We start from the raw sequence: 17301 nt of genomic DNA on the forward strand, positions 1-17301 counted from the left end.
CTCACGTCTTCGGCGCGACTTCCGCCGCGTCCAGCGCAGCGGCAAGGCGCTTCTCGTCGCCGTAATAGCGGGCGCGCTCCCAGAACTTCGGACGGCCGATGCCGGTCGAGCGGTGCCGGCCGATGATCTTGCCGTTGGCGTCCTCGCCGACCATGTCGTAGAGGAAGATGTCCTGGGTGATGATGGTGTCGCCTTCCATGCCCATCACCTCGGTGATGTGGGTGATGCGGCGCGAGCCGTCGCGCAGGCGCGCCGCCTGGACGATGACGTCGATGGAGGCGCAGATCATCTCGCGGATGGTGCGGGAAGGAAGCGAGAAGCCTCCCATCGTGATCATGGATTCGCAGCGCGACAGGGCCTCGCGCGGGTTGTTGGCGTGCAGCGTGCCCATCGAGCCGTCATGGCCGGTGTTCATGGCCTGGAGCAGGTCGAACGCCTCGGGTCCGCGGACCTCGCCGACGATGATGCGCTCGGGGCGCATACGCAGGCAGTTGCGCACCAGCTCGCGCATGGTGATCTGGCCCTCGCCCTCGATGTTGGGCGGTCGGGTTTCCAGCCGCACCACGTGAGGCTGCTGGAGCTGGAGCTCGGCGGCGTCTTCGCAGGTGATGACGCGCTCGTCATGCTCGATGTAGTTGGTCAGGCAGTTGAGCAGCGTGGTCTTGCCGGAGCCGGTGCCGCCGGAGATCAGCACGTTGCAGCGGACGCGGCCGATGATCTGGAGGATTTCGGCGCCTTCCGGCGAGATCGCGCCGAACTTGACCAGCTGATCGAGCGTCAGCTTGTCCTTCTTGAATTTACGGATGGTGAGCGTGGGGCCGTCGATCGACAGCGGCGGCACGATGGCGTTGACGCGGGAGCCGTCGGCGAGGCGCGCGTCGCAGATCGGTGAGGATTCGTCGACGCGCCGGCCGACCTGGCTGACGATGCGCTGGCAGATGTTGAGGAGCTGCTGGTTGTCGCGGAAGCGGATGCCGGTCTTCTGGATCTTGCCGTTGACTTCGATGAAGACGGTGTTGGCGCCGTTGACCATGATGTCGGCGATGTCGTCGCGTGACAGCAGCGGCTCGAGCGGACCGTAACCCAGAACGTCGTTGCAGATGTCGTCGAGCAGCTCTTCCTGCTCGGCGATCGACATCACGATGTTCTTGATCGCGATGATCTCGTTGACGATGTCGCGGATTTCCTCGCGCGCGGACTCCGAATCGAGCTTGGCGAGCTGGGCGAGGTCGATCGCCTCGATCAGCGCGCCGAAGATGGTCGCCTTGACCTCGTAATAATTGTCCGAGCGCCGGCTCTCCATGGCCGGGGGTGGCGGCGCCTTGGCAGGCGCGAGCGGCGGCGAGGCGACCGCCGGCGGAGCCGGGGCGCGCGACACCGTCGGCGCCGGAGCCTGGGCAGGCTCGGGCGACACGGCGCCGGGCTTGGGCGCCCGAAGGTCGGTGTCTGTTCCGCTACGCTTACCGAACACTTAACAACTCCATGCGGGACCTATTTTCCCCGCAACTTGTCAATCAGGGGTGAAAGCAGGGACGACTTTTGCTTCTTGGTCTCGCTGCGGCCGGTCAGGCGCTGGGCGATCTGAAGGAACATCTCGATCGATTTGTGGTTGGCGGAGATCTCCGCGATCATCTGGCCGTTGTTGGCGGCCGAGCCGAAAATCTGCGGCTCGAACGGGATCGAGACGATCGGCTGGCTCTCGATCGCCTTGGCGAACTCCGTGGCTGCGATTTCGGGCCGTTTCGGCACCCCGACCTGGTTCAGGCAGTAGAGCGGCGGCCGGTCGTTGGGGCGCGCGGCCTTCAACAGATCGAACAGGTTCTTGGTATTGCGTAAATTGGCGAGGTCGGGCGCGGCCACGATCAGGATGTCGTCTGCCCCGATCAGGGCGCGCTTGGTCCAGCCCGACCATTGGTGCGGAATGTCGAGCACGATGCAGGGCATGGTGGAGCGCAATGTGTCGAATACGGCGTCGAAGGCGTCGGTGCCGAAATCATAGACCCGGTCGAGCGTCGCCGGCGCCGCCAGCAGGCTGAGATGGTCGGTGCATTTCGAGAGCAGGCGGTCGATGAAAGCGGTGTCGACCCGATCGGGCGAGAACACGGCGTCGGCAATGCCCTGCGGCGGGTCCTGGTTGTAATCGAGCCCGGCGGTGCCGAAGGCGAGGTCGAGATCGGCGACGACGGCGTCCATTGCGAGGTCGCGCGCGATCGCCCAGGCGACGTTATGGGAGATGGTGGAAGCCCCGACGCCGCCCTTGGCGCCGACCACGGCGATGATACGGCCGACCGCCTTGGCTTCCGGCGCGGAGAACAGGTTGCAGATCGAGCGCACGACGTCGATCGCGCCGACCGGCGCGAGCACGTAGTCGCTGACACCGCGGCGCACCAGTTCGCGGTAGAGTGTGACGTCGTTGATGCGGCCGATCACAACCACGCGGGTGCCGGCATCGCAGACGCTGGCGAGCTGGTCGAGCCCGCCGAGCAGGTCGTTGCGTCCGTCGCTTTCGAGCACGATGACGTTCGGCGTCGGAGCCGAGCGGTAGGCCTCGGTTGCCGCGGCCATGCCACCCATCTGGATCTTAAGATGGGCCTTGCCGAGACGGCGGTCTTCACCCGCCGCCTGGACCGCGGCAGCAGTCTCCACGGTCTCGCAGAAGGCCTGGACCGAGACGCGCGGCGCGGGCGCAATATGTTCCTCGACCGGCGGAGGAGCTGCGTCCGGCTGCTCTTCGTTTGTCTGGCGTGCGTAGCTGATCATTTGCCGGTGTCGCTGAGTTTGGCCTTGTCAGACTCGGGGTAGGTGGTCGCCGTCGTGAGACCCTTGCGATATTTCTCGAGTGAGGTGATGCGCCGCGGCGTGTAGGACGGGGTTTCAGGACGCGGCTGCTCGAGGTCCGACGGATTGTCGACCATCGCAGCGAGGTTGCGCTGATAGGCGCAGCCGTAATTGTAATAGTCCTTGTTCTCGAACCAGCTCTTGTTCTTCATCGAAGGGCCGATGTCGTCCGGCCACAGGCCGCAGGGACCAGCGACCGCGGCGATCTTGGAATATGTGAGCCGGATCGGAGGCAGGAAGCGCCTGTCTTCCGGTTGGTAGGGGCGAACGTTGACGCCGCGCGGCGGAACGCCTGCTCCCGCGAGCATCGCCTGGATTTCACGCATCGTGTCCGCGACCGGACGCGCATTGGGCGTGCCGGACGGCACGTCGACACGGATGGCGCCCGTGCCTTCGTGCAACCATGCCGATGCGACACCCATCACGTCGGCGCGCTGGGCCGCGGTCAATCCACCGCGGGCATGGCCGACGAAGACGACGGTCGAACGATTCTGCTCCTCGATCGCGATCGGATGGCGCTGCTTGTAGTCGTCGGGAATGGAGGCCGTGACGGCCTGGTCATGCTGGCAGCCGCCGAGCGCGAGCGCCATGCCGACGAGCGCACCACCAAGGCGGATGACGCGTTTGCGAAGCCGGGTTGGTCTAGTGATCATCTTGAAGTCCCCGTTCCGCCTCACTCGGTGATGAAGCCGTAGGTGCCGCGGTAATTCTTTGCCGGTTCGGTCCGGCCGGGCACGCCGTAGATGCGGTTGATGTTGCCGAGCAACTGGGCCTGTGGATCCGCGGGCGGGGCGAAGCCGTCATCCGGCCGCGACAGGTCCTTTGGCGCCACTGCGCGAACGACATAGGGCGTCACGATCACGACCAGCTCGGTCGCGTTGTTGACGAAGTCGCGGCTGCGGAACAGCGTGCCGAGGATCGGGAGCTGCATCAGTCCCGGCAATCCGCTGATGGCCTGCTTGGTCTGCTGCTGGATCAGGCCGGCCATCGCCATCGCGCCGCCGGAGGGAATTTCCAGCGAGGTCTCGGCGCGGCGGGTCCTGATCGAGGGCACCGTCAGCGAGTTCACCGACGTCGAGGTCACGGCCTGCGACAGCGTGATCGCATTTTCGTTCGACAGCTCGGAGACCTCGGTCATAACGCGCAGGCTGATCTTGCCTTCGCTGAGCACCACGGGGGTGAAGTTGAGCGAGATGCCGAACTTCTTGAAGCTGATCTGGGTGGTACAGACATGAGTGGTGGGGTCGCACGCATAGCCCGCCGGCACCGGGAATTCGCCGCCGGCGATGAACGTCGCCGATTCACCGGAGATCGCGGTCAGATTCGGTTCGGCCAGCGTGCGGATGACGCCCGCGGTTTCCATCGCGCGCAGGGTGGCCTGCACCGACGTCGCGCCGCCGAACTTGGTCGTCAAATTGTTGCCGTCCACGAGGTTGTGGCCGAGAGCGGTGAACGGATTGGAGTTCGTGAAGCTCACCACCGACGTGCCGTAGTTGAGGCTGGCGCTCAGGTCGATGCCGAGCTGCTTGACGATGGTGCGCTGGACTTCCGCCACCGTCACCTTGAGCATGACCTGGTCGCGGCCGCGCACCACGATCGAGTTCACCACCTTGTCGGCGCCGCCGGCCAGGCGCGCGGCGAGTTCGTTGGCCTGCTGCGCTTCCATCGGGTTCGCCGCCGTGCCGGTGAGGATGATGCCGTCGCCGAGACCGTCGATCTGGATGTCCGAATTGGGCAGGACCTGCTTCAGCGCCGCCCGCACACCGTTGAGGTCGCGCTTGACTGCGATGTCATAGGCCGCGATCTGCTGGCCCGCGGAATCGAAGAACACGATGTTGGTCTGGCCTATCGCGGCGCCGATAATGTAGGCGCGCTGTGCCGAGCGGACCACCGCGTTGGCGATCTTGGGGTCAGCGACCAGCACGTCCTTGATGTCGCGGGGAAGGTCGATCACGATCGACTTGCCGATGCCGAGCGAGAGGAAGCGGGCGTTCATCTGGCCGTCGGCGGCGGGCGGCGCGGCGGGACGATAATCGGCGGCGACCACGGGGGTCAGCACCGGGTTGAATGCCAGTGCGAAGGCGGCCGAGAACGACAGGGCGCGGACCATGGAGGTTCGCATCGTCGCCTGTTCTGCCCTGCATTTCATGTCGCCTGTCCTCATCGTGCTTTCGCCGTCGAGCTCGGGACGCCGTAGCGAATGATCGAGATGCCGTCGCGCTTCTGGGCGGATTCGTCGAGCGTGATCTCGCTCATCTTGACGTCGGCAATGCTGCGCAGCGCCAGCGATAGCGTTCCGGCCTGACGGGCCGAGGAAAGCGCCTGGGTCTGTGCGGAAGTGAGTTCCAGCGTCACGGTCTTGCCGACCACGGCGTTCTGGCCGTCCTTCTCCTTCGGAGCCTGGTCGATGGCGAGCACGCGCACATTGACCAGGATGATCTCGGACGTGACGACGTCCGGGGCGCCAGTGGACTGGTCCGGATTCTTCAGGCGGCGCGTGAGCAGGACGTCGACGCGGTCATTGGGCAGGATGAAGCCGCCTGCGCCGGTCTCCGGCGAGATTTCAGTCGAGATGGCGCGCATGCCGCTGGGCAGGATGGCCGCCATGAATCCGGAGCCCTCGGCCTTGACCAGCTTCTGGTCGCGGATCGGCTCGCCCTGAATGAAGGGGGCGCGCGCGATCGATCCGGTCACCTGGGTCACGCCCTCGGGACGCTCGTTGCGGCGGATGAAGGTGGCGCTGGCGGTCGCGGCCGGCCAGGTCTGCCATTGCAAATCTTCCGGCTTCACGGTCTGGCCGAGGCCGATGTCGTTCTTGGCCACGAGGACGTCGACGGTCGGAAGCTGCGCGACCGGGGTCGGAGGCGGCGCAGAATTGTCCGAGCCGCTCGCCAGGTACGCGGCGACACCGCCGGCGCAGATGGCGACCGTCAGGACGACAATGCGTGCCCTATTCATACGCTTCACTTTCCACAAAACGCCGCGACGCTGCCGCCGCCTTGATCGGCAGTTGACCAGCTATTCGTCAAAGCATGGTTAATGAGGCGTATCTAAATCGCCTTAACGCCGGGTTTACCCAGTGCGTTCAGCGCAGCGCGAGGTGAGCGAGATTAATCGCCTTCACCCATTCGGTCTCCGGGTAGACCATCAGCGCACTCAGCGCGAGCGCGACGCCGTAGGGGATGCCGCTCTCCTTGGCGTGCAGCCGGGCGAGCCAAGCCTGGCCCGCCAGCCCGTAGGGCAGCGGCCATTGCCGGAACTGGAGCAGGAGCAGCGTCAGCGCGCCGCCGAACAGGGAAGCGTAGAGCAGGAAGTTCATCAGCGGTGCGAAGCCGAACCAGAGCGCGACGGAGGCCGCGACCTTGGCATCGCCGCCGCCGACCCAGCCCATTGCAAAGCAGGTGAAGGCGATGACCAGGAGAAGCGCGCCGGCGCCGACATGACTGAGCATTTCGTAAGGTGCCATGCCACCGGCGAAGGCGAGCACGAAGAAGCCTGCGACCAGCGCCAGCGACACGCGGTTCGAGATCGTCATCGTGAAGAGATCGCTCGCGGCGGCGAACGCCATCAGGGCCGGGAAGAGCATAAGGCGCGCGAGGTCGAGAATCATGGGCTGCGTCTTGAGGCCTGGGATTGCCGAGGGAACTGGCGTCCGGTAATGCTAGCCGGCAGTGCTAAATAAACCGACAACGGCAGCAAGGTCCGCGCGAGCCTGAAGCCGCAAAACGCGTCGTCACCAAAGGCTGGCAATGCGCGCGGCGAGCGCGGCCGTCGCAAGCAGCAGCGCAACGCAGACCCAATAGACCGGCGAGCCGGCCTGTGCCTGCGCCGTCGCATTTGCCGCGATCGCGGCATCGCTTCTGTATTTACGCAACGCCACCGGAACTCGCCGTCTTTCAGAAAAACAAAGGCCCCGGAGGCCCGGGGCTTTTGCCGTCGTTCGTCCGGCTTACTTGAGGCCGGTCGAGATCGCGGTGAACTTGGTGTTCAGCGTGGTGCCGAGGTTGTTGACGACGGTGATGATGGCCAGCGCGATGCCGGCGGCGATCAGGCCGTATTCGATGGCGGTGGCGCCGGATTCATCCTTCGCGAAACGCGCAATCAGGTTCTTCATGAACATAACTCCAACTGGGGTGGGGATCGCCTCGTTCGGCGCCGTCATTGACGTGATGACCATGAGAGCCGAGCTCTTTCGGTAGAGTTAATTCGATCGGGCAAACCCGCTTCGGGCGCGATGCTTTAACCCAGAGTGAATTTCGTCTTAAGGCAGCCGCTGTCATTCGTTTCGGTTCCGGATGTACCGTCGGCGCGGCGCCGGCTTCACGCTCCCTTAAATTTCGCGGCGTAGGCGTAACGGAGCTGGAATTCGCAAGAGAGGCGACGATGTCGAGCCTGCCCATGCAAGTCGCCCTGATGCTCGGCGAGACCATCGTCAAGGTGATCCCCATCACCTTCGCGCTGGCGGCGGTCTTCACCGTGCTCGAACATCTCTGGGCCTGCAATGCGGGCGCGCCGTGGTGGCGCAAGCGCGAGATCGTCACCGACATCTGCTACTGGTTCTTCGTTCCGGTGTTCGCCCGCACCATGCGGATCGGACTTCTGATCGTCGGTGCAAGTCTCGTCTTCAACATCCACGACGCCGACGAACTCGTCGCCTTCTACGACAACGGCCATGGCCCGCTGTCGTTGATGCCGCTCTGGGCCCAGGCCGCGCTGTTCCTGGTCCTGTCCGACTTCATGCTGTACTGGCTGCACCGGCTGTTCCACGGCGGCGGGTTCTGGAAGTACCACGCGATCCATCACTCCTCGGAGGAGATAAGCTGGATTTCGGCGGCCCGCTTCCATCCCGTCAATCTCGTGCTCGGCTCGATCGGCGTCGACGTCGTGCTGCTGATGGCCGGCATTTCCCCAAACGCGATGGTCTGGCTCGCCCCGTTCACGACCTTCCATTCGGCCTTCGTGCACGCCAACCTGAACTGGAGCTTCGGGCCGTTCAAATATCTGCTGGCGACGCCGGTGTTCCACCGCTGGCACCACACCTCGCTCGAGGAGGGCGGCGACACCAATTTTGCCGGCACGTTCCCGATCTGGGATGTCCTGTTCGGCACCTTCCGCATGCCCGAGGGTGAACTGCCGCAGGAATACGGCAAGGACGAAGCGACCATGCCGAAGGAGATCGCGGGTCAGTTTGCCTATCCGTTCCGCCGCTAGCTTCGATGGCTGTAAAACGTCAGTCTGTTCAAACAATAGTCGGCGAGTTTGCGGAACGTTCACGAATTAAGGGCAGGTTAGCGGGGTCGGGCACCGGCTCCGCTGTTATCTGTTCGCTTCTGCCGGTTTGTGACGTCCCGGGGGTAAGAGTATGCGTAAAGAATTGCTGCGCCGTCGTGCGCGCATCTGTCTTCTGGTCGCGGCCGCGGTGCTGGCATCGCCGGCTGCCGGCCTTGCCGACCCGACCGCCGACACCATCGCCGTCAATGTCGACCAGGCCAAGCTAGTGCGGCTCCCCGGCAAGGTGGCGACCCTGGTGGTCGGCAATCCCCTCATCGCCGACGTCACGCTCCAGCCCGGCGGCATGATCGTCGTGACCGGCAAGGGCTATGGAGCCACCAATTTCATCGCGCTCGACCGGGCCGGCGAGATTCTGGTCGACCGCCAGATCCAGGTCGAAGGTCCGAGCGACCGGCTCGTCACCGTCTATCGCGGGATCGAGCGCGAGTCCTACAGCTGCATGCCGCTTTGCCAGCGTCGCGTGACGCTCGGCGACAGCGACACCTACTTCAACAACACGATGAACCAGGCCGGCTCGCTGAGCGCCAGCGCCAGCGGTGGTGGCGGCGCCGGTCCGGCCAAGTCCAACTAGCAGGATCGACCGGCGGGTTTGCCCGGGCAGGATCGCCTCAGGCCGCTTGCGGATACGAGGTCTTTGAGCGCCGCGCTTTCCGTGGGCTTGGGGTCGCGGCTGGTTAACGCATTCCTAACGGCGCGGTCCCCCGGCTGCGGATCGCCTGAAACACTTAAACAATCAGTTTCCGTTATTGAACGGAACAGTTGATCGCCCGTTGCTGGGGAATTTGACGTGATGCCATTGCCTGCACCTACGAGGTTCACGCTCCGGAAAGCGCTGGGCCGGTTTCGCGGCAACCGCCGCGGTTCCGCGGCCGTCGAGTTCGCCCTGGTCGCCCCGATGTTCTTCGCGCTGCTGTTCGCCATCATCGAAACGGCGCTCATGTTCTTCGCGAGCCAGGTGCTCGAGACGATCACGCAAAATTCCGCGCGCGCGATCCTGACCGGCCAGGCGCAAGCGCAGGGCGGTTCGGTGGCGGCCTGCCAGAGCACGCCCGGCGTGGTCATGGCGTGCGACCAGACGACGTTCAAGGCCTATGTGTGCACGCAGATTCCGGCTCTGTTTGATTGCAGCAAGCTTTACGTCGACGTCGTGAGCACCGGCTCCTTCGGATCGCTGAGCCTGACGAACTACGGCGATTCCTGCAGTTTCAACCCGACCGGCATGCAATACAGTGCCGGGACCTCGGGCCAGGTGGTCGTGGTCCGGCTGTTCTATCAGTGGCCGCTCATCGTTACCGGTCTCGGTTACAATATCGGGTGCAGCAACAAACGGCTGATGGTGGCGACCACGGCCTTCAAGAACGAACCCTTCTGAGACAGATGGATCCGAGCGGGCCGATGCAGGCGATTGCGAATATCTGGCGGAATGCATGTCGTTCCGTGCGCGACTTCGTCGCCGACAAGCGCGCGCTCGCGGCCACCGAGTTTGCGGTCATCGTCCCGCTGATGCTGGTGATGTTCTTCGGCACCGTCGAATTCTCGTCGGCGGTGGCGATCGATCGCAAGGTCACGTTGATCGCGCGGGCTCTGTCCGATTTGACTTCGCAGTCGACGACGCTCGCCGATGCCGACATGAAGGATACGTTCACGGCAAGCATCTCGGTCATCATGCCCTACGACGCCAGTCTGGTGAAGGGCACGGTCTCCCAGATCTATATTGATGCCAACAGCATTGCCACGGTCCAATGGAGCAAGGCCGGCACCATTGCAAGCGGCGCGACGCAAGCGACGCTGGCGACCTCGGCCCGCAAGGCCGGCGACAAGGTCACCACCATTATTCCCGTTTCGCTCTTGATCCCGTCGACCTACCTCATCCTCAGCGAGGCGAATTACACTTACACGCCTTCCGTAGGCTACGTGCTGAAGTCGAGCATAACCTTGAGTGATCTGTCCTACACGCGACCGCGCCAGGTCACCTGCGTTCCCTATAACGGCGTCCCGTCGACGTGCTGAGATCCGCGCGCAGGCGCTAAAATGAAAAAGGCCGTGCGTCGCGCACGGCCTTTTTGCTTTCTTTGGCTTGCGCGAGCCGATCGGGCCACGCGCCCGGCGGCTCAGCCTTCGGAGCGGAGGTTGTCCGCTGCCGACTTGCCGGAACGGCGGTCGGCCACGATCTCGTAGGAGAGCTTCTGGCCTTCACGCAGCGTGCCGAGGCCCGCACGCTCCACAGCGCTGATGTGGACGAACACGTCCTGGCCGCCATCGTCGGGCTGAATGAAGCCGAAGCCTTTGGTCGCGTTAAACCACTTCACGGTTCCCATGCTCACGGGGATAGTCCCTTCTCAGATAACACAATGTTGGAGCCCACTCGCGCAGGCCAGTTAGATCGAATTTTTGGAAGGGTCGTCAGCGTGTCTGAACCGGCTGTACCGGTGGATGCCAATGTCGTCCGGCCGAAAATCGATGAATTCATTTTATCGGAATTGGCGCCCCAAAACAATCCGGGCGTGCACGATTTTTTGATCCGCCGCGAGGTCCGCGGCGGATCGACATTTGGGTCGGAATTTTACTTCCAAGGGGCGCCGGCAGGCGTCTAGCGCCGGCGGAACTGGCCGCCGCGCTGGCCCGGGCGGGGCGGTCCACCCATCCCGCTGGGACGCTCGTCCTTGTGGCGGAAAATCAGCCGGCCCTTTTCGAGGTCATAGGGCGACATCTCCACCGTCACGCGGTCGCCCGCCAGCGTCTTGATGCGGTTCTTCTTCATCTTGCCGGCGGTGTAGGCGACGATCTCGTGTCCGGCGTCGAGCTGCACGCGGTAGCGTGCGTCGGGGAGGATTTCGGTGACCAGTCCTTCAAACTGGATCAGCTCTTCCTTAGCCATGAATTTCTCCAGGTCGTGGACGGCTAGTGCGAATGGGGTTTGCGGTTCGGTTGGCCGTTCGGCCGACTCTCCCGGCGCAAAAAGGCCACGCCTTGTATCCCATCAGCCGCCCCGGCGCTATGCACGGAACGCTGTTCCGGACGGCCGTTTGGGGAAGAATGCGCCTTCCCGCCAGAGCGCGGACGACGAGACCCCTTCGAGGCGCTCGGGCTGTTGCCGGGCCGCCCGTCAGCATGTCGCGCGTCGCCGCCATGTCGGCCTTCACCGGAGCGTCCATCGCCCTGCTTGCCGGCGGTATGGTGGCGTCCGTCGGCATGTCGTTCCTCGCTACGACGTCCGTCGCCGTGGCGTGCCTCGCCCTGCCTTGCGCCTTGCGGACGCTGGCCCGGGCGGCCTCCGCGGCCCTGCCGTTGCTGCGGCGCGGGAGCGCCCGCATCGCGGCGGCCGGCGTCGGTGCGGAGATCTTCGCGCGGCAGTGCCACCTTGATCAGCCGTTCGATGTCGCGGAGATAGCTGAGCTCCTCGCCGCCTGCGACCAGCGAGATCGCGGTGCCCTCGGCGCCGGCACGCGCGGTGCGGCCGATGCGGTGCACGTAGGTCTCGGGCACGTTGGGCAGGTCGAAATTGATGACGTGAGTGATGCCGTCGACATCGATGCCGCGGGCGGCGATATCGGTAGCAACCAGTGTGCGGATGTCGCCGGAGCGGAACTGGGCCAGTGTCCGTTCGCGATGGTTCTGCGACTTGTTGCCGTGGATGGCGCTGGCGGCGATGCCGGCCTTCTCAAGGGTTTTCACCACCTTGTCGGCGCCGTGCTTGGTGCGGGTGAAAACCAGGGCGCGGTTGACCTGCTCCTGTTTCAACAGCTTGGCGAGGAACGCCGGCTTCGCGGAGAAATCGACCTGGATGATGCGCTGCTGGATGCGCTCCACGGTCGAGGAGACCGGGGTCACCGCGACGCGGGCGGGGTCACGCAGCATGGCGTCGGCGAGCTCGGCGATGTCCTTCGGCATGGTGGCCGAGAAGAACAGCGTCTGCCGCTTGATCGGCAGCTTGGCGACGATTTTGCGGATGTCGTTGATGAAGCCCATGTCGAGCATGCGGTCGGCCTCGTCGAGCACGAGGAATTCGACGCTTCCCAGTTTCAAACCGTTGCTCTGCACGAGGTCGAGCAGGCGGCCGGGGGTGGCGACCAGCACTTCGACGCCCTGCATCAGCGAGCGGACCTGACGGCCCATCGGAACGCCACCGATGGCGAGCGTCGAGGACAGGCGGATGTGGCGGCCATAGGCGTTGAAGCTGTCGAGGATCTGGCCGGACAGCTCGCGGGTCGGCGACAACACCAGGACGCGGGTGGTCTTGGGCTGCGGCTTGATCCGGTGCTCGAGCAGGCGGTGCAGGATCGGCAGCGCGAAGGACGCGGTCTTGCCGGTGCCGGTCTGGGCGATGCCGACGACATCGCGGCCGGTCAGCGCCGTGGGAATGGTCTGGGCCTGGATGGGGGTGGGGGTGACGTAGTTCTCTTCTTGAAGAGCGCGCGCGATCGGTTCGGCGAGGCCGAAGTCCTGAAACGAAGTCAAAAGGGGGTTCTTTCCATGTCAAAAGCGGGCGCCCGGCGCATTCAGCGCGGCGCACGCAAAAGGGTGTCGAGAAGACACCTGCGTGTTTGGGGTGTCGGATGGCTTGGGAGATATGGGGCAAGCCAGAGGCCCGTAAGGGCTTAAGAACACGCGGCTCGCGACGACCGCTTGATTCGCAAGAGGTCTCTGCACGTCATATGGAACATTGAAGGGGCGCTTTCAAGGCGGAGCGGGCCTGAAATGGCTATTGCGGTGCAAAAATAGTTATGCCGGAATTTTAGCCATACCCGGGCGCTTGCTTAAAAAACAAACTGTCTGCCGCATAAGCATACATTTTATTCGCACAAATTATGAGCAATTGAACTGCGGCAAAACTTGGATTGCAACAGAATTGTCTAATATGACCAATGAGTTGGCAGGTGCCAAGGGCATGGCACGGTTCTTGCGATTCCGTTAATCGCAGGCGGCCGTGGGGCCGTTTCGCAGCGTTTTTCACGTCTGCGTCAGGGAGATGAGACACTCATGTTTAGCAAATCTACTCACGATATAGCGGCGTCATTTAGCCGCCGCGGCGTGCTCGCCGCGACCGCCGGCCTGGTGCTCGGTCTGGCTTCATTGACTGGCGCCAAGGCCGCGGACGACACGATCAAGGTCGGCGTGCTGCACTCCCTTTCCGGCACCATGGCCATCAGCGAAACCACGCTGAAGGACACCATCCTTTTCCTGATCGACGAGCAGAACAAGAAGGGCGGCGTTCTCGGCAAGAAGCTCGAAGCCGTCGTCGTCGACCCCGCGTCGAACTGGCCGCTGTTCGCCGAAAAGGCGCGCGAGCTGATCACCAAGGACAAGGTCGCGGTCGTGTTCGGCTGCTGGACTTCGGTGTCGCGCAAGTCGGTGCTGCCCGTTTTCAAGGAGCTGAACAACATCCTGTTCTACCCCGTGCAGTACGAGGGTGAGGAGAGCGAGCGCAACGTGTTCTACACGGGTGCGGCGCCGAACCAGCAGGCGATCCCCGCCGTCGACTACCTGATGAAGGACGAGAAGGTGAAGCGCTGGGTGCTCGCGGGCACCGACTACGTCTATCCGCGCACCACCAACAAGATCCTGGAAGCCTATCTGAAGTCTAAGGGTGTCGCGCAGGAAGACATCATGATCAACTACACGCCGTTCGGTCATTCCGACTGGCAGACGATCGTGGCCGACATCAAGAAGTTCGGCTCGGCCGGCAAGAAGACCGCGGTGGTCTCGACCATCAACGGCGACGCCAACGTCCCCTTCTACAAGGAGCTCGGCAACCAGGGCATCAAGGCGAAGGACATCCCGGTCGTCGCGTTCTCGGTGGGTGAGGAAGAGCTCGCCGGCATCGACACCAAGCCGCTGCTCGGCCATCTCGCCGCCTGGAACTACTTCCAGTCGATCAAGTCGCCGGAGAACGAGAAGTTCATCAAGGCGTGGCAGGCCTACACCAAGAATCCGAAGCGCGTGACCAACGATCCGATGGAAGCGCACGTGATCGGCTTCGACATGTGGGTCAAGGCGGTCGAGAAGGTGAAGTCGACCGATCCGGACAAGGTGATCGACGCTCTCCCGGGCATCGAAGCGAAGAACCTGACCGGCGGCACCTCCAAGATGCTTCCGAACCACCACATCACCAAGCCGGTGTTCATCGGCGAGATCAAGGCGAACGGCCAGTTCGACGTGGTCTGGAAGACGCCTGGCCTCGTCGCGGGCGATGCCTGGTCGAAGGAGCTCGACGGCTCCAAGGACCTGATCGGCGACTGGGTCGGCAAGAAGTGCGGCAACTTCAACACCAAGACCAACAAGTGCCTCGGTTCGGGTTCCTGATCCGGGATCAGCTGACCAGGCCTGACGGTCAATGACGACCGGAGAAGGCGGCGATCCCGCCGCCTTCTCCACCATTTCTGCCGGGGTCATTCACAGTGCCAGCCAATTTGCCCGCCCGTCTCTGTTCGCTCCTGCTCTCCTTGGTTTTGATTGCGTTCGCACTGCCGGCCTTTGCCGGTCCGTTCGAGGATGCGGTCGCCAAATTCGCCAACGATGATTATTCCGACACGGAAGACGCGATCGGCGTGGTCGCGAGCAGCGGCAATCCGCTGGCCTTCCCCATCATCAGCGCGCTCCAGGACGGCCGCCTGATGGCCGACCCGGACAGCAAGAAGGTTTACGTCACCGGCGCCGATGGCAAGTCGATCGACGCGGCGACCGGCCAGCCCGTCGCCAGCGTGCCCGACAGCGCGGCCGCGGTCCGCCTCAACAACCGTCTGCGCCGCAGCGTCGATGCGGCGATCGGCAGCCTGACGCTCCAGTCTCCGGATATCGGGACGCGGCTCCAGGCGGCGCAATCGGTCTTCAAGTCGCACGAGGAGACCGCGCTCGAGGCGGTCGATGGCGCGCTCGCCAAGGAAACCAACAAATCCGTCAAGGCTGCGCTCGGCGACGCCCGTGCGGCGATCCTGCTGTTCAAGCCCGACGCTACCGAGGTCGAGAAGCTGGAGGCGGTGGCCACCCTCAAGGGGCGCGGCGATCAGGAGGCACTGGCGCTGCTCACAGGCATGGGCGACCAGCCGGCCTCGGTGACCAAGGCCGCCGCGAGCGCGATCGGTTCGATCCAGAGTTCGCTCGCGGTCTGGTCCATGGTGCAGAATGCCTGGTATGGCCTCTCGCTCGGCTCGGTGCTGCTGCTCGCTGCGATCGGGCTCGCCATCACCTTCGGCGTGATGGGCGTCATCAACATGGCTCATGGCGAGATGGTGATGATCGGCGCTTACACCACCTTCGTGGTACAGGAGGTGATCCGCACCCGCTATCCCGGACTGTTCGACTATTCGCTGCTGATCGCCGTGCCGCTCGCCTTCCTCGTCGCAGGCGCACTCGGCGTCGTGATCGAGCGCAGCATCATCCGCTTCCTCTACGGTCGCCCGCTGGAGACGCTGCTCGCGACCTGGGGTCTGTCGCTGGTGCTGCAGCAGGCGGTGCGCACCATGTTCGGTCCGACCAACCGCGAGGTCGGCAATCCCTCCTGGATGAGTGGCGCCTTCGAACTCGGCCAGATCACCATCACCTATAACCGGCTCTGGATCCTCGTCTTCACGTTGGCCGTGTTCGCGATCCTGCTCGCGATGCTGCGTTACACCGCGCTCGGCCTCGAGATGCGTGCGGTGACGCAGAACCGCCGTATGGCAGCGTCGATGGGCATCGCGACCTCGCGGGTCGACGCGCTGACCTTCGGCCTTGGCTCGGGCATTGCCGGCATCGCCGGCGTGGCGCTATCGCAGATCGACAATGTCAGCCCCAATCTCGGCCAGAGCTACATCATCGACAGCTTCATGGTCGTGGTGTTCGGCGGCGTCGGCAATCTCTGGGGCACGCTGGTCGGCGCCTTCACGCTCGGCATCGCCAACAAGTTCCTGGAGCCGGTCGCCGGCGCCGTGCTCGGCAAAATCGCGATCCTCGTTCTCATCATCCTGTTCATTCAAAAGCGCCCGCGCGGACTGTTCGCGCTCAAGGGCCGTGCGGTGGAAGCATGACCCCTCACATGCTGACGCGATCGCTGGACCGCAGTGCGACGATCTTCCTGGCCGTCGTCGCGGCCTGCGGCATCCTGATCCCGCTCTCCAATTTGCTGCTGCCCGCGGGCTCGTTCCTGCAGGTGCCGACCTATCTCGTCGCGCTCTGGGGCAAATATGTCTGTTACGCGATCCTCGCGCTTTCGATCGATTTGATCTGGGGCTATTGCGGCATTCTCTCGCTCGGCCATGGCGCCTTCTTCGCGCTCGGCGGTTATGCGATGGGCATGTACCTGATGCGGCAGATCGGCACCCGCGGCGTCTACGGCAACCCTGTTCTGCCCGACTTCATGGTGTTCCTGAATTATTCGAAGCTGCCCTGGACCTGGTACGGCTTCGACATGTTCTGGTTCGCCGCGCTGATGGTGCTGGTCGTGCCCGGCCTGCTCGCCTTCTGCTTCGGCTGGCTCGCATTCCGCTCCCGCGTCACAGGCGTGTATCTCTCGATCATCACGCAGGCGATGACCTATGCGCTGCTGCTTGCCTTCTTCCGCAACGATTTCGGCTTCGGCGGCAACAACGGCCTGACCGACTTCAAGGACATCCTCGGCTTCAACGTGCAGGCCGAGGGCACCCGCGCGGCGCTGTTCGCGCTGAGCTGCCTGGCGCTGATCGCGGGCTTCCTAATCTGCCGTGCGATCGTCTCCTCCAAGCTCGGCAAGGTGCTGATCGCGGTGCGTGATGCGGAGTCGCGCACGCGCTTCCTCGGTTACCGCGTCGAATCCTACAAGCTGTTCGTGTTCACGGTGTCTGCCTGCATGGCCGGGGTCGCCGGCGCGCTCTACGTGCCGCAGGTCGGCATCATCAATCCATCCGAATTCGCGCCCGGCAATTCGATCGAGGCGGTGATCTGGGTCGCCGTCGGCGGCCGCGGCACGCTGGTCGGTGCCGCGCTCGGCGCCGTCGTCGTCAACTACGCCAAGACGTTCTTCACCTCGGGCGTGCTGGCGCCGTACTGGCTGTTCATGCTGGGCGCGATGTTCATCCTGGTGACGCTGCTGCTGCCGAAGGGCATCGTCGGCACCTTCAATGCGTGGTGGGACTCCTCGAAGGAGAAACGCGCCGCGACCATGGCGAGTGCCGCGGCCGAGGACGGCGTCATCGAACCGAAGATGGCGGAGTAGGC

The 17301-nt window shown here is 64.0% G+C and carries 19 protein-coding genes; 8 read left to right on the plus strand and 11 right to left on the minus strand.

Going from position 1 to position 17301, the window contains the following annotated elements; genetic code table 11:
* Position 1 precedes the first annotated feature (1 nt).
* From C7G42_RS05575 to C7G42_RS05605, 8 genes are all read right to left on the minus strand, one after another.
* Positions 2–1471: a TadA family conjugal transfer-associated ATPase gene (locus C7G42_RS05575; protein ID WP_106948020.1), complete on the minus strand. Its 1470-nt coding sequence runs from the start codon at positions 1469–1471 to the stop codon at positions 2–4.
* Between the two features lie 20 nt (positions 1472–1491).
* On the minus strand, positions 1492–2760 hold the full coding sequence (locus C7G42_RS05580) for a CpaE/TadZ family protein (RefSeq protein WP_106948021.1): 1269 nt from the start codon (positions 2758–2760) through the stop codon (positions 1492–1494).
* Positions 2757–3491, minus strand: a complete 735-nt coding sequence (locus C7G42_RS05585; protein ID WP_106948022.1) for a CpaD family pilus assembly protein — start codon at positions 3489–3491, stop codon at positions 2757–2759. Before C7G42_RS05585 ends, C7G42_RS05580 begins: the two co-directional genes overlap by 4 nt.
* A 20-nt stretch (positions 3492–3511) precedes the next feature.
* Entirely contained in the window at positions 3512–4987 is a 1476-nt protein-coding gene (locus C7G42_RS05590) for a type II and III secretion system protein family protein (protein ID WP_199580662.1), read from the minus strand.
* An 11-nt stretch (positions 4988–4998) separates the two neighbouring features.
* Positions 4999–5796, minus strand: coding sequence for a Flp pilus assembly protein CpaB (gene cpaB / locus C7G42_RS05595; protein WP_199580663.1), 798 nt, complete (start codon positions 5794–5796; stop codon positions 4999–5001).
* A 127-nt stretch (positions 5797–5923) separates the two neighbouring features.
* Entirely contained in the window at positions 5924–6448 is a 525-nt protein-coding gene (locus C7G42_RS05600) for an A24 family peptidase (RefSeq protein WP_106948025.1), read from the minus strand.
* 123 nt (positions 6449–6571) lie between these two features.
* Positions 6572–6718, minus strand: coding sequence for a hypothetical protein (locus C7G42_RS35180; protein ID WP_199580664.1), 147 nt, complete (start codon positions 6716–6718; stop codon positions 6572–6574).
* A 69-nt stretch (positions 6719–6787) separates the two neighbouring features.
* The gene (locus C7G42_RS05605; protein ID WP_094977073.1) at positions 6788–6952 is read right to left on the minus strand and encodes a Flp family type IVb pilin; all 165 of its coding nucleotides are present in this window, start codon (positions 6950–6952) and stop codon (positions 6788–6790) included.
* A 269-nt stretch (positions 6953–7221) separates the two neighbouring features.
* On the opposite strand from C7G42_RS05605, the gene C7G42_RS05610 reads away from it, so the two are divergent.
* The 4 genes from C7G42_RS05610 (at position 7222) to C7G42_RS05625 (ending at position 10140) form a co-directional block, all read left to right on the plus strand.
* Entirely contained in the window at positions 7222–8049 is an 828-nt protein-coding gene (locus C7G42_RS05610; RefSeq protein WP_106948026.1) for a sterol desaturase family protein, read from the plus strand.
* Between the two features lie 151 nt (positions 8050–8200).
* The gene (locus C7G42_RS05615; RefSeq protein ID WP_106948027.1) at positions 8201–8701 is read left to right on the plus strand and encodes a pilus assembly protein N-terminal domain-containing protein; all 501 of its coding nucleotides are present in this window, start codon (positions 8201–8203) and stop codon (positions 8699–8701) included.
* A gap of 219 nt (positions 8702–8920) precedes the next feature.
* A complete protein-coding gene (locus C7G42_RS05620; RefSeq protein WP_106948028.1) occupies positions 8921–9502 on the plus strand; it encodes a TadE/TadG family type IV pilus assembly protein in 582 nt (193 codons plus the stop codon).
* A gap of 23 nt (positions 9503–9525) precedes the next feature.
* Positions 9526–10140, plus strand: coding sequence for a TadE/TadG family type IV pilus assembly protein (locus C7G42_RS05625; RefSeq protein WP_199580665.1), 615 nt, complete (start codon positions 9526–9528; stop codon positions 10138–10140).
* Positions 10141–10241: 101 nt separating this feature from the next.
* Here C7G42_RS05625 and C7G42_RS05630 read toward each other — a convergent pair whose 3' ends face one another.
* Positions 10242–10454, minus strand: coding sequence for a cold-shock protein (locus tag C7G42_RS05630; RefSeq protein WP_028142093.1), 213 nt, complete (start codon positions 10452–10454; stop codon positions 10242–10244).
* A gap of 27 nt (positions 10455–10481) precedes the next feature.
* Here C7G42_RS05630 and C7G42_RS34710 point away from each other — a divergent pair, with 27 nt between their 5' ends.
* Positions 10482–10724, plus strand: coding sequence for a hypothetical protein (locus tag C7G42_RS34710; RefSeq protein WP_158537566.1), 243 nt, complete (start codon positions 10482–10484; stop codon positions 10722–10724).
* On the opposite strand, the gene infA is transcribed toward C7G42_RS34710, so the two are convergent.
* Together infA and C7G42_RS05640 are read right to left on the minus strand one after the other, a co-directional pair.
* Positions 10721–11008, minus strand: a complete 288-nt coding sequence (infA, locus tag C7G42_RS05635) for a translation initiation factor IF-1 (RefSeq protein WP_007599789.1) — start codon at positions 11006–11008, stop codon at positions 10721–10723. The two genes, C7G42_RS34710 and infA, sit on opposite strands and share 4 nt — an antisense overlap.
* A gap of 23 nt (positions 11009–11031) precedes the next feature.
* Positions 11032–12588, minus strand: coding sequence for a DEAD/DEAH box helicase (locus C7G42_RS05640; protein ID WP_106948030.1), 1557 nt, complete (start codon positions 12586–12588; stop codon positions 11032–11034).
* A 522-nt stretch (positions 12589–13110) separates the two neighbouring features.
* Between C7G42_RS05640 and urtA the strand changes: the two genes are divergently transcribed.
* The 3 genes from urtA to urtC all read left to right on the plus strand — a co-directional run bounded on the left by urtA (position 13111) and on the right by urtC (position 17299).
* The gene (gene urtA / locus C7G42_RS05645; protein ID WP_106948031.1) at positions 13111–14433 is read left to right on the plus strand and encodes an urea ABC transporter substrate-binding protein; all 1323 of its coding nucleotides are present in this window, start codon (positions 13111–13113) and stop codon (positions 14431–14433) included.
* Between the two features lie 95 nt (positions 14434–14528).
* The gene (gene urtB, locus C7G42_RS05650) at positions 14529–16136 is read left to right on the plus strand and encodes an urea ABC transporter permease subunit UrtB (protein ID WP_106948032.1); all 1608 of its coding nucleotides are present in this window, start codon (positions 14529–14531) and stop codon (positions 16134–16136) included.
* Positions 16133–17299, plus strand: a complete 1167-nt coding sequence (gene urtC / locus C7G42_RS05655; RefSeq protein ID WP_106948033.1) for an urea ABC transporter permease subunit UrtC — start codon at positions 16133–16135, stop codon at positions 17297–17299. The genes urtB and urtC overlap by 4 nt, the downstream gene beginning before the upstream one ends.
* Positions 17300–17301: the final 2 nt, after the last annotated feature.

The sequence above is a fragment of the Bradyrhizobium sp. MOS003 genome, from assembly GCF_003020125.1.
GTDB lineage: Bacteria > Pseudomonadota > Alphaproteobacteria > Rhizobiales > Xanthobacteraceae > Bradyrhizobium.